This is a genomic window from Micromonospora sp. LOL_014, from assembly GCF_048060245.1.
In the GTDB taxonomy this organism is placed as follows: Bacteria; Actinomycetota; Actinomycetes; order Mycobacteriales; family Micromonosporaceae; genus Micromonospora_E.
Window position 1 is genome coordinate 264,480 of record NZ_JBHMIP010000002.1, and the last position, 15,113, is coordinate 279,592.

Genomic DNA, 15,113 nt, shown 5'->3' on the forward strand with positions numbered 1-15,113 from the left:
TCGCCGCGTCCGGGCTGGGGTGCAGTTGACGTCCTCCTCTTCCTGGAGGAAGTGGATTCCGGTCTGCTACACCCCCGAAGGGGTGAACTCCCGGTGGGTTACCGCTTCTCGGCGCGGTGCCGGCACGGGTGCCGGTCTTACCTGCGCTCCACGGTCGTTGAAGTCCGCCCGTCCGGCGGCCTTGATGTTGCGTGCGGCGTTGACGTCCCGGTCGTGAACGGCCCCGCAGGGACAGAACCACGACCTGACGTCGAGCGCCATCCTGTCTTTGACCCGGCCACACACCGAGCACATCCGGGTCGACGGAAACCACCGCTCCACCCGGCCGAACCTGCGCCCGTACCGCGCGGCCTCGTACTCCAACATGGTCGTGAACCGCGCCCAGCCGGCGTCGTGCACCGACCTGGCCAGCCTTGTACGACCCAACCCGGCAACAGCGAGGTCCTCGACGTACACCGCTTGGTTGTCACGGATCAACGTCGTGGACAGCTTGTGCTGCCAGTCCCGGCGGGTATCGGCCACCCGGGAGTGCGCCCGAGCAACCCTGACGACGGCCTTCCTGCGCCGGTTCGACCCCTTCTGCTTGCGAGACAGTGCCTGCTGCAGGCGCTTCAACTCGCGGGCGGCCCGCCGCAGAAAATCGTTGACGGACTCGATGTCGGCATCATCGCCAAGATCCAGGGGCAGTTGCTCGTCAAGCTGGTGCTGGACGCTGAGCTGACCGATGAGCATCTCGACAGTCTGCTCCTGGAGGGCCGAGCAGCTCGTTCATCAGTCTGACGGCTGACCCGGCTCGCCCGTCGCAAGCGCGGTCAGCCGAGCAGCCCGGTCAGGTCGCGCCAGAGCTTGTCGAACGACGGGGAGTGCTCACGGGCCATCGCAAGGTCGAAGACGGCGGCCAGCGCCGCCTGGTCGCTCGCCGGCTTGTAGGCGCGGCCGTCGACCCGGTTGGCGCTCAGCCAGCCCTTGCAGTCCCGAGGCACCTCCGGGTCGGCCGGCCGGTGCAGCGGATTCGCCAGCCCACGCTGGCCGGCCAGCGACGGCGCTGCAGCAAGGAACCACGCCTCGAACTCCCGGTTGGCGATCACGGCGGCGGTGTTCACGTCCGACCTGCTCCGGCGTGCCCGCTCGACGAGCGCCGGGCCGAGCTTCTCGGGGCAGTCATCGTCGGCGTCGACCACCATCAGGATGCCGGCGGATGTTCCGACCTGCTCGACCAGGGTGGCGACCGCGGTCTCCACTCCCCCGGCGCGTAGGAGCGTGCCCCGAGGCACCCGATGCGAGCGCGGCGAGTCGACGTACAGCTGGGGGTCGATCTGTTGCGCCAACCGGCGCAGCAGCACCGGCATCGCAGCGACCTCACCCTGACCCTCGACCACGGTGGCGATGCGGACCAGGGTCATGCGCCTCGCTCCTTCGTCAATGTTTCGGCGCTGGATAGCCCACCTGAGCGGGCAACATTTGCCCGCTGCGGTGCAATTCGCTAAGGGTCATCAGCTCTTTGTCCACGATGGTGCGGCCAGCGGCGTCGATTTCTCCGACGTACGTTACGCCGTCCACGTTGGCGACCGCACGAACGTGTTCCAGCTTCACGTATTCGTTGTCCAGCAACTCAGAACTCTGGCTGGTGACGATCACCTGGGTGCGCTGCGCGGCATCGTCCAACGCCTCGTACATCGCCCCCACCCCGGCCGGGTGCAACGCGGTCTCCGGCTCCTCGATGCCGATCAACGGGATCCGTCCGGCGAACGCCGCCGGCTGGAACAACGCCGTCAGCACCCCGGCTGCGAGCAGCGTCCCCTCGGACAGCGACTCCCGCAGGAACACCTCCTCGCCGTCACCGGCCGTCCCGGCCCGGAAGCGAACCTGCACCGTCGAGTAGCGCCCCTCGACCCGCTCGTCGACCCCGAGCGCGTTCGGCACCAGCGCCCCGAGGTAGCTGTCCAGCCGTTCCTTACCGACAGGGTCCTCCCGACCCAGCTCACCCAGCACCGATCCGAGGAAGTGGCCGGTCGTGCCGAGCTGCCCACCGGGCAGCAGCTGTTTGCCCAACGCCCGCAACGCGGTCGAGTCCAGTTCGTAGAAGGCCATCGCCCGCAGCCTGATCTCCAGGATCGCCCTCGCGGATCACCGACGCCGGCAGCCGCAACCGCATGGTGCGGGCCGTACCCGGGTCCAGCGGCAACCGCAGCTCGCCGTCCGCAAGCCTGATCGTCGCTGCCTCACCCCGCACGAGCAGAGGCAACTCACCCAACGGGTCCTACGCGACCTCGAAGCCGTACGTCGCCGGGATCGGCGCCTGCCCGGCCTGCCGGGGCGGCAACGCCAGGTCGAGCCGTACCTCGAACGACTCCATGGTGCCGCCCGGTCCCCGGTGCAGCAGCGCGCCGAGCCCGCCCCGGTCGGCCACCGCCTGCGGCACCCGAGCCGGTCAACGGATCCGCCACAAACCGCAGTACGTCGAGGAAGTTCGACTTTCCAGACGCGTTGAATCCCAGCAGTACGGTCAGCGGCCCGAGCGCCACGTCGCAGCCGGCGATCGACCGGAAGCCCCGCACCCGCACCCGACGGACGAACGGCACTGTCGGGTCAGGCCCGTTCATCAGCGGCCCCCTTCGTCACTCCGCCGCCAGCCCAACCGTAGGAGCGTGTCGTTGCCACCCGCCCCGCGCCTGACCCTACCAGCGCGCCGTTTGGCAACGGGAGAGCAATCACCCAGGCGATCGCCTTTTGATCCCGTGAACAGACCCTGGCCACGCCCGTCTTTGAAGGTTTTGAACTGTCTGGGCATTGGCGAACAACGACACCCGTGCTCTCATTTCAGCAGACGGGGCCCGAGCGCTCTGTCCGGCCATTGTCGTTCTGCAGAATCAGCTCCGCGCTGTTTCGGCCGGCGCTACTCCACGAGAGCCATCCTGTGGAGTAGTAGTCCTCGGTCGCAGGCAGGGGCTCCTCAGCTCAGCGTCGGATCAAGCTGTTCGCCATGTCGATGACGGCTTCCTCAGCCGGCCGGGGCTGCCAGCCCAACATCCGACGAGCCTTCTCGCTCGATGCCTCGCGTACCACACCGAGCTCAGGCAACACGAAGGCGATCCGCGGGCTGAACCTGGCGGCGAGACGCACCGCCCAGTCCGGCAGTACCCGCGTCGAGACCCGGTCAGCCCGTTCACCGAGCCGGGTACGCAGCAACACCGCGATGTCCCGCATCGACATGGTGCCGGCGCTGGCCAGGAACCGCTCCCCGGCCGCCGCCGGATCGGTCATCGCCCGTACGTGCAGGTCCGCGACGTCCCGTACGTCGACCACACCGATGTGGATCCGGGCCAGGACGGGCTGGCGGCCGGTCAGCATCCGGTCGATCTGATCTGACCACAGGGACCGGTCCGGCCCGAGGGCCGGACCGAAGATTCCGACCGGGTTCACCACCGCCAGCTCCATGCCTTGGCCGTCCTTACGCACGAAGTCCCAGGCGGCGCGTTCGGCGAGCAGCTTCGACTTCGCGTACGCGGAGACCTGCCCCTGTTCCGGATCGGTCCAGTCCTGTTCGGTGAACAGCCACTTGTCTGCCGGGTGGCCGTACTTCACCGTCACGATCGACGACGTCAGCACCGTACGTTTGACCCCGGCCGTAAGTGCCGCGCCCAGCACCCGCAGCACCCCGTCGCGTGCCGGCCCGATGAGTTCGTTCTCGTCGCGGGGCTCGGCCAGCGGCACCGGAGAGGCGACGTGGAGTACGTAGTCGCATCCGGCCACCGCCTCGGCCCAGCCGTCGTCGGTAGTGAGGTCGGCCACGGCGTAGCTGAGCGCGTCACCCGGTTCCGTTCCCCCCACCTGCAGCATCGTGCGTAGGTCGGCGGCACGACCCGCCGAACGCACCGTGGTACGGACCCGGTACCCCTGCAGCAGCAGCCGTACGACACAGTGCGCCCCGACGAAGCCGGAGCCTCCTGTCACCAGCACCTGCTCGCCACTCATTGCCGACTCCCGACACCACTCGCGCTGTGAACGGGCATGGCGCCCCGCCCCGGACTGCGCCGAAGGTACCGGTGACACCTATGTCTGCGACCGGGCTGGGCCGATGTTCTCGGGCTTGCGACAGCACCGGTGGTCGCGGGATCGACGGATCACCTATCCTGCTGAGCTGCTGGTGCCCGCAGCCGGCGGCCCACCCCGCTCTCGCCGACAACCCCGGCGGCGCCGTGGCCCGGCAGTCCCGAGAGGACGCACGACTGGTAAAGATCGACCCGTGCACCGTTTGGCAACGTGAGAGCAATCACGTAGGCAGTCGCTTTTTTCGGTCCTGTGAACACTCCCTGGCCACCCCGTCTTCTTAACATAGTTCATTCAGGTTTCAAGAATACTGGGCATTGGCGGACGCCTACTCCCGTGTTCTGATTGCAGCAGACGGGGCTCGAGCGCTCTGTCCGGCAACAGCATCCGGTGATCCCGGCAGCTGACGAGCCGGGCGGTCCGTCCAATCACCGGTAGTCCATGCGTCACCGCGCCCAGGAGGCCAGTTACTCTTATGTCCAGATCGCATCGATACCGTCGCGTGGCAATCGCGACAGCCGCGACGTCCGCACTTCTGGTAGTTTTCGGTGCCACTCCAGCGATGGCACAGCCGACGACTTCTCTTGCTCCCCTGCTACCGGCCGAGAATGGCACGTCGAATGGCGGCTACATTGTCGTTCTCAAGGACCAGCCGCTAACCGGCGGCGCGGCGAACGACCCGGTGGTGGTCGCCGAGCGAGCCGGTGGCCGGGAGGTCCACCCGTACGCGACGGTGCTGCACGGCTTCTCCGCGAAGCTTGACGCCGACGCCCTTGAGGCGGTGCGCGCCAACCCGAACGTCGAGTACGTCCAGGCCGACGCGGTGATTCAGGCCGTCGAGCCAACTGTGACCGGTGGTGGCGCGACCACCCAGCCCAACCCCCCGTCATGGGGTCTGGACCGCGTTGACCAGCGGAATCTTCCGCTCGATCAGGAGTTCAGCTACGACACCGACGGCACCGGGACCACCGTGTTCGTCCTGGACAGCGGGATCCGCACCACGCACGACGATTTCGGCACCCGGGCGCAGTGGGCCTACGACGCCGTCAACGACGGCAACAGCCCGGGCGACTGCCACGGCCACGGCACGCACGTCTCCGGCACCATCGGCGGCACGACGTACGGCGTCGCCAAGGACGTGCAGATCCGCGACGTGCGGGTGCTGAACTGCAGCAACGGCGGCACCAACGCGGACCTGATCGAGGGCATGGACTGGGTGGCGACGAACGCACCGCCGCGCTCGGTGGCGAATCTCAGCCTGCAGAACTACGGCGTCGTGGTGAACACGGCCGCCCAGAACATGATCGACGCCGGGGTGCTGGCGGTGTTCGCGGCGGGCAACAACAACAGCGATGCCTGCAACAACAACCCGCGGTCGCCGGACGGCATCGTGGTGGGCGCGACCACCATCACCGACAGCCGGTGGTCCAGCTCCAACCATGGCTCCTGCATCGACGTCTTCGCTCCGGGCAACAGCATCACCTCGGCCGGCAACAGCAGCGACAGCGCCGTCGCCTCCGGCTGGTCGGGCACCTCGATGGCCGCTCCGCACGTGACCGGCTGGGTGGCCCGCTACCTGGAGTCCAACCCGAGCGCGACGATGGCCCAGGCCAAGGCGGCGCTGCTGAGCGCCGCGACCAGCAACGTGCTGACCGGCATCGGCACGGGGTCGCCGAACCTGCTGCTGTACGCGGACCCGGGCGGCACGTCGACCGACACTGTCGCGCCCACGACCCCGGGCACCCCGGTGGCGTCGGGCGTGACCTCGACCTCGGCCACGCTCACCTGGACCGCGTCGACCGACAACGTCGGGGTGGTCGGCTACGAGATCGAGCGGGCCACCGGCGGTGGCCCGTTCGCGCCGGCCGGCACCTCGACGACGAACTCGTTCGCGGCGACCGGGCTGACCCCGGGGACCAGCTACCAGTTCCGGGTACGGGCTGAGGACGCCGCCGGCAACCTGTCGCAGTTCTCGTCGGCGGTAGCCGTCAACACACCGGCAGGGGCGGGCACCTGCCAGGTCTCCTACGCGATCAACAGCAGTGGCTCCACGTTCACCAGCAACATCGCCATCACGAACACCGGCACCAGCACGATCAACGGCTGGACCCTGGCCTTCACCCTGCCCAGTGGGCACTCGTTCGGCAGCGGATGGTCCGCCACCTACGGTACGAGCGGCCAGGACGTCACAGCGACCTCGTTGACGTGGAACTCGACGCTGCTGCCGCAGGGCACGGCGAGCATCGGGTTCAACGGCAACGGTTCCGGGACCGCGGAGCCGACCGCGTTCACCCTGAATGGAACGCCCTGCACCGTCGTCTGACGACGGGCCGGACCATCACCTGACAACTGAACGGTCGGGTTGATCAGCTGGTTCAGCGGGTCGGGCACCGGAGACACCGGTGTCCGGCCCGCTGGTGCTGCGCAGGATCCAGATGATCGACACCGCGATGGTGACGACGATGACCCCGAGAGCGAGCGGGATGGGCAGTTTGCCGACCTGGGTCTCGGAGCGGATGAGCTTGACGCCGGCGAACGCGAGCAGCACGGCCAGGCCGTAGTGCAGGTGGACGAAGCGGCGCAGCAGGTCGGCCAGGCGGAAGTAGGGACTCCGGAGTCCGAGAATGGCGAAGTCGTTCGCCGTCCAGACGATGAACGTGCTGGTGCTGATGGCCAGGATCGCCGCGATCGAGTCGATGGCGAAGATCAGGTCGGTGGCCTCGACCACGATGATGCCGCCGGCACATACCACCGTCCGGAGCAACTTCCTGACCCTGATCGGCCTGACCAGCGGACCCCGCCGAATGGCTACCTGGATATCGGTTCGGCGGCGGGCAGCCCGGTGGCACGATGGGCGGCATGGTGACGATCGGCATGCTCGGCGGCATGAGCTGGGAAAGCAGCGCACACTACTACCGGCTCGCCAATGAGCTGGTCCGCGACCGGCTGGGTGGCCACCACTCGGCACGGTGCGTGCTCTACTCGGTCGACTTCGCCGACGTCGAACGACGGCAGGCGGCCGGCCAATGGGACGAGGCCGCCGACCTGCTCGCCGACGCGGCCCGGCGGGTCGAGGCGGCCGGCGCCGACCTGCTGCTGCTGTGCACCAACACCATGCACAAGGTCGCCGACCTGGTCGCCGCCGCAGTCGACATCCCGTTGCTACACATCGCTGACGTCACCGCTGACGCGGTTCGCAGCCACGGGTTGCACACGGTCGGTCTGCTCGGCACCGCGTTCACCATGGAGCAGGACTTCCTACGGGACCGGTTGGCCGGACACGGGCTGACCGTCCTGGTGCCTGACGCCGCAGACCGCGAGATGGTCCACTCGGTCATCTACGACGAGCTGTGTCTCGGGGTGGTCAGCGAGTCGTCCCGGGCCAGGTATCTGAAGGTCATCGAGCGGCTGATCGCCGCCGGCGCGCAGGGCGTGGTGCTCGGCTGCACCGAGATCGAGCTGCTGGTCCGTCAGGAGGACACCCCGCTGCTGCTCTTCCCGACCAGCCGGCTGCACGTCGCCGCCGCCGTCGAGCAGGCGATCGCCGCCGAGGCGGCGGCGATCACCGTCTGAGCCGTCGCAGGTCCGTTCGGCGGGGCGTCCCCCGGCGGGCATCGACCCGCCGGGGGACCCCGACGTCCAGCGGTTCAGACGGTACGGGCCAGTCGGTCGGCGAGCAGCTTGGCGAACCGGGCCGGGTCGTCGAGTTCACCGCCCTCGGCGAGCAGCGCGGTGCCGTACAGCAGCTCGGCGGTCTCGGCCAGCGCCGGATCGTCGGAGCGGGCTCCATACGCCTCCCGCAGCCCGGTGACCAGTGGGTGGGTCGGGTTCAGCTCCAGGATTCGCTTGATCTTCGGCCCGTCCTGGCCCATCGCCCGGTACATCCGTTCCAGCGCCGGGGTCATGTCCGCGGCGTCACCGACCAGGCAGGCCGGCGAGGTGGTCAGCCGGGTGGACAGCCGTACTTCCTTGACCTGCTCGTCGAGCGTCTTGCCGAGCCAGGACAGCAGCGCGGCGTACGTCTCCTTCTGCTGTTCCCGATCCGGGTCGGACTTGGCGGTGTCGTCGTCTCCAGCCAGGTCGACCTGGCCCTTGGCGATCGACCGCAGCTTCTTGCCATCGTAGTCGGCGACCGACTCGACCCACATCTCGTCGACCGGGTCGGTGAGCAGCAGGACCTCGTACCCCTTGGCCTTGAACGCCTCCATGTGCGGGGAGTTCTCGATCATTGTGCGGGACTCGCCGGTCATGTAGTAGATGTCCTCCTGACCGTCCTTCATCCGCTCGATGTACCCGGCCAGAGTGGTCAGCTGCTCCGGATCGTGAGTCGAGGCGAACGACGAGATGTCCAGGATCGCCCGCTGGTTCTCGTAGTCGTTGAGCAGGCCTTCCTTCACCGCCCGGCCGAGCTGGGTCCAGAACGTGCGGTACCGGTCGGCGTCGTTGTCCATCAACTCCTTCAGCGAGGAGAGCACCTTCTTCACCAGCCGGCGCCGGATCAATTGGATCTGCCGGTCCTGCTGCAGGATCTCCCGGCTGATGTTCAACGAAAGGTCCTGCGCGTCGACGACACCCTTGATGAACCGCAGGTACTCCGGGATCAGCGCCTCGCAGTCGTCCATGATGAACACGCGCTTGACGTACAGCTGCACGCCGCGCCGGGCGTCCCGCATGAACAGGTCGAACGGCGCCTGCGCCGGCACGAACAGCAACGCCTCGTACTCGAAGGTGCCTTCGGCCTTCATGTGGATGATGTCGAGCGGATCGTTCCAGTCGTGACTGACGTGCTTGTAGAACTCCTTGTACTCGTCGTCGGTGACCTCGGAACGGGGCCGCGCCCACAGCGCCTTCATCGAGTTGAGGGTGACCACCTCGCTGGTGGTCTCACCGTCGGATTCACCGGGACGCTCGGTGGTGGAGCGGATCGGCCAGGCGATGAAGTCCGAGTACCGCTTGACGATCTCCCGGATCTTCCACTCTTCGGTGTAGTCATGCAGTTGGTCGTCCTTGTCCTCGGGCTTGAGGTGCAGGGTGACCGTGGTGCCCTGGGGCGCCTCGTCGAGCGTCTCGATGGTGTAGGTGCCCTCGCCGGACGACTCCCAGCGGGTCGCCTCGGTCTCCCCGGCCCGCCGGGTGGTCAGGACGACCCGGTCGGCGACCATGAAGGTGGCGTAGAAGCCGACGCCGAACTGCCCGATCAGCTCCTGGGCGGCGGCTTCCTTGGATTCCTTCATCTTGCGCAGCAGCTCGGCGGTGCCGGACTTGGCGATGGTGCCGATCAGGCTGACCACCTCGTCCCGCGACATGCCGATGCCGTTGTCCCGCACGGTGAGGGTGCGCTGTTCGCGGTCGGCCTCGACCTCGATGTGCAGGTCCGACGTGTCGACGTCGAGATCCTTGTCGACCAGCGCCTGCAAGCGCAGTTTGTCCAACGCGTCGGAGGCGTTCGAGATCAACTCGCGTAGGAAGATGTCCTTGTTCGAGTAGATCGAATGAACCATCAGCTGCAAGAGCTGGCGCGCCTCGGCCTGGAACTCACGCGTCTCGATCCCGGTGCTCACCTGGATTCCCTCCTGGAGACGAATTGCTGTCGGAAGCCTGGCTTCCACCGAGAATCGTACGGTCCGGGTCCGCCGGATATCCGGCCACCTCGGTCGCTTTGAGGGTCGCCCACACCCGCTCGCCGCGACGCAGGTCGAGGTGCGCGGCCGCCGCCGCGGTGATGTCCGCTCCGACTGGTAACGGCCCGGCCAGCTCGACCCGCAGCCGGTCGCCGTTGCGGGCGACACTGCTGACGGTGGCCGGCCACGAGTTGCGCGGGCTGCCGTCCGGACGCCGCCGGTAGAGCGCCACCGCCGACGGCGGGAACGCCACGAACACGTCGCCGCGCTGCGGCTCGGCGGCGACCAGCCGGAAGCCGCCGGGCAGCGTGACGCTGGTCCCGTCCCCGCTGCCCCGGTAGAGGTTGAGTCCGACCAGCCGGGCCACGTAGTCGCTACGCGGGCGGGCGGTCACGGTGGCCGCGTCCCCCGACTGCACCAGCCGGCCGTCCTCGACGATCACCAGCCGGTCGGCGAGCATCATCGCGTCCAACGGGTCGTGGCTGACCAGCACGGCGACGCCGGTGTGCGCGGCGAGGTGCTGCCGCAGGTGGGCGCGGGTCTCCGCCCGGGTCCGGGCGTCGAGCGCGGCGAGCGGCTCGTCGAGCAGCAGCAGTTGCGGGCGTACGGCGAGCGCCCGGGCCAACGCGACCCGCTGCGCCTGCCCGCCGGACAGCTCACGGGGCCGGCGTCGGGCATGTCCGGTCAGCCCGACCCGGTCCAGCCAACCAGCCGCCGCGTCCCGCGCGACGCGACGCGGCACGCCGTGGCTACGCGGCCCGAACGCCACGTTGTCCAGCGCGGTCAGGTGCGGGAACAGCAGATAGTCCTGGAAGACCACGCCGATCGGCCGATGCTCCGGTGCCACCAGCACCCCCTTGTCCGGCTGGTCCAGCGTCCGGTCACCGAGGCGCAGGTAACCGGCGTGCAGCGGCTGCAGCCCGGCGAGGGCCCGCAACGCGGTGGTCTTGCCGGCTCCGTTGGGCCCGAGCAACGCGACCACCTCCCCGGCGGCGACGGTCAGCCGCAGGTCGAGGGTGAACCCGGCGCGGCGGACCACCAGATGCGCGTCGAGCGCCGCCGCCGGCCCTGGGTCGGGGACGGGATCGGGGACGGCCCGTCGCTGCGTGGTCACCGCAGGCCACCGACCCAGCGGTCCCGCAGCCCGGCGAGAATCACCACGGAGACGGTCAGCAGCAGCAGGCTCAGCACGATCGCGGCGTCGAAATCCTGCTCCAGGGCAAGGTAGACGGCGAGCGGCATGGTCTGCGTACGGCCGGGGAAGTTGCCGGCGAAGGTGATGGTGGCGCCGAACTCGCCGAGCGCCCGCGCCCAGCACAGCACCGAACCGGCGGCGATCCCGGGGGCGACGATCGGCAGGGTGACCCGGCGAAACGTGGTCCACCTGCTGGCCCCGAGGGTGGTGGCGGCCTCCTCGTATCGGGGGTCGGCACCACGCAGCGCGCCCTCAACCGCGATGATCAGGAACGGCATGGCGACGAACGCTTCGGCGAGCACGACGGCGGCGGTGGTGAACGGCAGGGTCACCCCGAATGCGCTGTCCAGCCAGCCGCCGACCAGGCCACGCCGGCCGTAGACGAGCAGCAACGCGACGCCGCCGACCACCGGCGGCAGCACCAGAGGCACGGTGACCAGGGCGCGGATCAGGCCCCGGCCGGGAAACCGGGTGCGGGCCAGCAGCCAGGCCAGCGGTACGCCGAGCAGCAGGCACAGCACGGTGGCGGCAGTGGCGGTCAGCAGCGACAGCCGCAGCGCGTCGAATACGCCGGGCGCGGTGAGCCGGGCCGGCAGCTGCGCCCACGGGGTACGCAGCAGCAGGCCGGCCAGCGGTAGCGTCAGGAAGGCCAGTCCGGCCAGGGCGGGCAGGGCGAGGAAGACCGGCAGCCGCCGGTCGGTACGGCGACGTCGCCGGCTGACGGCGGGCGGCGCGGGCGTGGTCACGGACCATGGAAGCCGGCGTCGGTCAGGACGGCCTGGCCGGCGGCGGCGCGGACGTACCCGACGAATGCCTCCCCGGCCTGCGGGTTGGTGGCAGCCGCCAGGGTGACGATCGGGTAGTCGTTGATCGCCCGGGCGGCCTCGACGAACTCGACGGCGTCGACCTCGTCGGCGGCGGCGGCCGCGTCGGTGCGGTAGACGACGGCGGCGTCCACCTCGCCGAGGCGGACCTTGGACAGGGCGGCGCGGACGTCCCGTTCGAAGGTGACCGGGACGAGGTCGCTGCCGGCGGCGTCGAGCGCGGTACGGGCGGCCGCCCCGCATGGCACCTGCTCGGCGCAGAGGGCGACCTTGACGCCGGACCTGGTGAGGTCGGCCAGCCCGGTGACGCCGGCCGGGTTGCCGTCCGGCACCGCGATGACCAGCTGGTTGCGGGCGAAGACAGCCGGTTCGCCAGCTGCCTCACCGGCGGAGACGACCGTTGCCATGGTGGCCGGGCTGGCGGCGGCGAACACGTCGGCGGGTGCCCCGGCGGTGATCTGCTGGGCGAGCTGGGAGCTGCCGGCGAAGCTGAAGGTGACGGACACATCGGGGTTGGCCGCCTCGAAGTCGGCCCCGATCCGGGTGAACGCGTCGGTGAGCGAGGCGGCGGCCAGCACGGTGAGTGTGCCGGTGACGCCGGGTACGGCGTCGCCCCGGGCACCGTCGGAATCCGATCCGGTGCCGGTGCCGGTGCCGGTGGCGCAGCTGGCGGCCAGCAACGCGGTGGCGGCCACCAGGGCGAGGGAGTTCGCGCGGCGGCGCATCAGTTGCCCCGTTCGACGACGACGTTGGTGGACTTGACGACGGCGGTGGCGGTGGTGCCGACGGTCAGGCCGAGTTCGTCGGCGGCTTCGCTGCTCATCAGCGAGACGATCCGGAACGGGCCGGCCTGGATGTCGACCTGGGCCATCACGGTGTCCCGGGTGACCGCGGTGACGATGCCGCGCATCCGGTTACGGGCCGACGACCGACCGACGCCCTCATCGGGGTCGTCGGCGAGGGCGCGGGCGAACGCCGCCAGATCGACGCCGGCGATCATCCGGTGACCGTTGCTGTCCCGGGCAGCGGCGAGTTTGCCGGCGTCCACCCAGCGCCGCACGGTGTCGACGCTCACGCCGAGCAGTTCGGCGGCGTCGCCGATCCGGTAGGTCGTCACAAGCCAGACGTTATCCTCTCGCACCTGCGATACAAAAGGTCATTTCCGCTCGCAGGTGCAAGCCACGGTTGGTACCTAAACGCAGGTCGGGCAGCGCCCCGCCACCAACCACCGGGGTCCAGCTGGCACGGCCCGTGGTCCACTTGATGGTGTGACCGTCGCGCAGACCGCCGAATCTCCCATCGCCGACCGCCGGTTGCCCCGGCTCCGCCTGCTCTGGTCGTTCGCCCGGCCGCACCGCCGCGCGCTGGGCCTCGGCCTGTTCCTCGCCCTGGTCGGCTCCGCCGCCGGCCTCACCACGCCGATGGTCACCAAATGGGTGCTGGACACCCTGACCGGGGCGGCGTCGCTGCGCGGCCCGGTGCTCGCGCTGCTCGGGCTGCTCGTCGTCGGTGTGGTGATCTGGCTGTGGCAGTGGATCCTGCTCGGCACCGTCGGCGAACGGGTGATCCTCGACGCCCGCCAGTCGATGGTGCGCCGGCTGTTCCGGGCCACCGTGCCGGCCGTCACCGCCCGGCCCACCGGCGAGTTCGTCACCCGGGTCACCTCGGACACGGTGCTGCTGCGCGAAGCCGCCTCGTCGAGCGTGATCGGCCTGATCAACGGCTCGGTACGGCTCGTCGGCACGCTGGTGCTGATGGCTGTGCTCGACCTGGTACTGCTCGGCGCCACCGTCGCCTCGGTCGCCGGGATGACCGTCCTGTTCAGCCTGTTGCTGCCGGGCATCGCCAAGGCGCGCGAACGCGCCCAGGAGCACGTCGGCAGGTTGGGCTCGGCGTTGGAGGGCACCCTGCGGGCGATCCGCACGGTCAAGGTGAGCCGGGCCGAGCAGCGCCAGTCGGAGCGGATCGTCGACGAGGCCCGCGAGTCGGCCCGGCAGAGCATCGCGGCCATCCGCCGCGAGGCCCTGGCCTGGACCGCCGCCTGGGCCGGCATCCAGTTGGCCATCATCACGATCCTCGGTCTCGGTGCCTGGCGGGTCGGCACCGGCGCGCTGCCGGTCTCCAGCCTGATCGCGTTCCTGCTGTACGCGTTCGGACTGATGGAGCCGGTCACCACGCTGAGCCGGCACCTCACCGCGCTGCAGTCCGGGATCGCGGCCGCCGGTCGGATCCGGCAGGTCGAGGCGATGCCGGCCGAGGGCGACCCGACCGCCACACCGGCGCCGGGGACAAGCCCGGAGCCGGCGGCCGGCCGGGCTGGTCGGGCAACCGCCGACACCGACCGACCGGTGCTGGAACTGCGGCAGGTCACCGCCGGCTACGGGCCCGACCTACCGGCCGCGGTACACGACATCGACCTCGCCGTGCCACGCCGTGGGCACCTGGCCATCGTCGGCCCGTCCGGCGCCGGCAAGACCACCCTCTTCTCGCTGATCCTGCGGTTCCTCGTACCGCAGCGGGGCGAGCTGCTGCTCGACGGTCGACCGTACCCGTCGCTGAGGCACGAGCAGGTCCGGAGCCGGCTGGCGTACGTCGAGCAGGACACCCCGGTGATCCCCGGCACCATCCGGGAGAACCTGCTGTTCACCCACCCGGACGCCACCGACGGGGAGATTCGCCGCGCGCTGCACGCGGTCCGGCTGACTGAGAAGATCGACTCGCTCGGCGACGGGCTGGACACCCTGCTCACTCCGTCGTCGATGTCCGGCGGACAGCGGCAGCGGATCGCACTGGCCCGGGCGATCCTGCGGCGGCCGGACGTCCTGCTGCTCGACGAGGCGACAGCCCAGGTCGATGGACTCACCGAGGCGGCCATCCACGACTGCATCCGGGAGCAGGCCGGCAACGGCGCGGTGGTCACCATCGCGCACCGGCTCTCCACCGTCATCGACGCCGACACCATCGTGGTGGTGGACAGCGGGCGGATCCGCGCGTACGGCGACCACCAGACGCTGTTGGCCACCGACGAGCTGTACCGCGATCTGGTGGAGGCGCTGCGGATCGCCCAGGCCGGCGGAGCGGCGGACGGTGACCGCGCCGGCGGGCCAGCGGACGGTGACCGCGCCGGCACCGGGGAGCTGGTGCCGAGCGACGTGGGCTGACCCGACGCCGAAACCGACCGACGACGCCGTAGGGGGGCACGGCGTACTGCTCCCGTTTGGTCCGCGCGGCCGGGGGTACCTCGTCGGCCGGAAGCGGGGGTTGCCACGATGGCGGATCGGCAGGTACGCGCGGTCAACGCGCTGCTCGACCGGCAGGGCCGCACGTTCAGCGCCGAGGCGGGTATCGCCCTGGTGGGTGAACGCGACCTGCCCCGGTTCGCCGCTGCCCTGGTCCGGGTCTCGCTCGGCGGTGACGCCTGAC

At 69.9% G+C, this 15,113-nt stretch carries 14 protein-coding genes and 2 pseudogenes; 4 read left to right on the forward strand and 12 right to left on the reverse strand.

What is annotated here, in order from left to right; all coding sequences use genetic code 11:
- Nucleotides 1–66 precede the first annotated feature (66 nt).
- The 6 genes and pseudogenes from ACFHW1_RS02970 to ACFHW1_RS02995 all read right to left on the reverse strand — a co-directional run bounded on the left by ACFHW1_RS02970 (nucleotide 67) and on the right by ACFHW1_RS02995 (nucleotide 3,975).
- A complete protein-coding gene (locus ACFHW1_RS02970) occupies nucleotides 67–732 on the reverse strand; it encodes an RNA-guided endonuclease InsQ/TnpB family protein (RefSeq protein ID WP_416552156.1) in 666 nt (221 codons plus the stop codon).
- 80 nt (nucleotides 733–812) lie between these two features.
- A complete protein-coding gene (locus ACFHW1_RS02975; RefSeq protein WP_416552155.1) occupies nucleotides 813–1,403 on the reverse strand; it encodes a DUF4276 family protein in 591 nt (196 codons plus the stop codon).
- 16 nt (nucleotides 1,404–1,419) lie between these two features.
- Nucleotides 1,420–2,091, reverse strand: coding sequence for an AAA family ATPase (locus ACFHW1_RS02980; protein ID WP_416552154.1), 672 nt, complete (start codon nucleotides 2,089–2,091; stop codon nucleotides 1,420–1,422).
- Nucleotides 2,092–2,260: 169 nt separating this feature from the next.
- Nucleotides 2,261–2,422 (reverse strand): hypothetical protein, encoded by a 162-nt coding sequence (locus ACFHW1_RS02985; protein ID WP_416552378.1) that lies wholly within the window; start codon nucleotides 2,420–2,422, stop codon nucleotides 2,261–2,263.
- 34 nt (nucleotides 2,423–2,456) lie between these two features.
- A pseudogene (locus tag ACFHW1_RS02990) lies at nucleotides 2,457–2,603 on the reverse strand (DUF2813 domain-containing protein); the annotation flags it as partial.
- Nucleotides 2,604–2,958: 355 nt separating this feature from the next.
- The gene (locus ACFHW1_RS02995) at nucleotides 2,959–3,975 is read right to left on the reverse strand and encodes an SDR family oxidoreductase (RefSeq protein WP_416552153.1); all 1,017 of its coding nucleotides are present in this window, start codon (nucleotides 3,973–3,975) and stop codon (nucleotides 2,959–2,961) included.
- Between the two features lie 637 nt (nucleotides 3,976–4,612).
- Between ACFHW1_RS02995 and ACFHW1_RS03000 the strand changes: the two genes are divergently transcribed.
- The gene (locus tag ACFHW1_RS03000) at nucleotides 4,613–6,373 is read left to right on the forward strand and encodes a S8 family serine peptidase (RefSeq protein WP_416552152.1); all 1,761 of its coding nucleotides are present in this window, start codon (nucleotides 4,613–4,615) and stop codon (nucleotides 6,371–6,373) included.
- A gap of 15 nt (nucleotides 6,374–6,388) precedes the next feature.
- On the opposite strand, the pseudogene ACFHW1_RS03005 reads toward ACFHW1_RS03000, so the two are convergent.
- Nucleotides 6,389–6,784, reverse strand: a pseudogene (locus ACFHW1_RS03005) (TerC family protein); the annotation flags it as partial.
- Nucleotides 6,785–6,909: 125 nt separating this feature from the next.
- Between ACFHW1_RS03005 and ACFHW1_RS03010 the strand changes: the two are divergent.
- Nucleotides 6,910–7,623 carry an aspartate/glutamate racemase family protein gene (locus ACFHW1_RS03010; RefSeq protein WP_416552151.1) on the forward strand — a complete coding sequence of 238 codons (714 nt, stop codon included), beginning with the start codon at nucleotides 6,910–6,912 and terminating at the stop codon, nucleotides 7,621–7,623.
- Nucleotides 7,624–7,697: 74 nt separating this feature from the next.
- On the opposite strand, the gene htpG is transcribed toward ACFHW1_RS03010, so the two are convergent.
- From htpG to ACFHW1_RS03035, 5 genes are read right to left on the reverse strand one after another with little or no spacing between them, the layout of a single operon-like run.
- Entirely contained in the window at nucleotides 7,698–9,551 is a 1,854-nt protein-coding gene (gene htpG, locus ACFHW1_RS03015) for a molecular chaperone HtpG (RefSeq protein WP_416552364.1), read from the reverse strand.
- A gap of 34 nt (nucleotides 9,552–9,585) precedes the next feature.
- On the reverse strand, nucleotides 9,586–10,785 hold the full coding sequence (locus tag ACFHW1_RS03020; protein WP_416552150.1) for an ABC transporter ATP-binding protein: 1,200 nt from the start codon (nucleotides 10,783–10,785) through the stop codon (nucleotides 9,586–9,588).
- Entirely contained in the window at nucleotides 10,782–11,612 is an 831-nt protein-coding gene (locus tag ACFHW1_RS03025; RefSeq protein WP_416552149.1) for an ABC transporter permease, read from the reverse strand. The genes ACFHW1_RS03020 and ACFHW1_RS03025 overlap by 4 nt, the downstream gene beginning before the upstream one ends.
- Nucleotides 11,609–12,415 carry a molybdate ABC transporter substrate-binding protein gene (gene modA, locus ACFHW1_RS03030; protein WP_416568518.1) on the reverse strand — a complete coding sequence of 269 codons (807 nt, stop codon included), beginning with the start codon at nucleotides 12,413–12,415 and terminating at the stop codon, nucleotides 11,609–11,611. Before modA ends, ACFHW1_RS03025 begins: the two co-directional genes overlap by 4 nt.
- Nucleotides 12,415–12,807, reverse strand: a complete 393-nt coding sequence (locus ACFHW1_RS03035) for a TOBE domain-containing protein (RefSeq protein ID WP_416568519.1) — start codon at nucleotides 12,805–12,807, stop codon at nucleotides 12,415–12,417. The genes modA and ACFHW1_RS03035 overlap by 1 nt, the downstream gene beginning before the upstream one ends.
- Before the next feature lie 151 nt (nucleotides 12,808–12,958).
- Here ACFHW1_RS03035 and ACFHW1_RS03040 point away from each other — a divergent pair, with 151 nt between their 5' ends.
- Entirely contained in the window at nucleotides 12,959–14,851 is a 1,893-nt protein-coding gene (locus ACFHW1_RS03040) for an ABC transporter ATP-binding protein (RefSeq protein ID WP_416552146.1), read from the forward strand.
- 108 nt (nucleotides 14,852–14,959) lie between these two features.
- Nucleotides 14,960–15,112, forward strand: a complete 153-nt coding sequence (locus ACFHW1_RS03045) for a hypothetical protein (RefSeq protein ID WP_416552145.1) — start codon at nucleotides 14,960–14,962, stop codon at nucleotides 15,110–15,112.
- Nucleotide 15,113 lies beyond the last annotated feature (1 nt).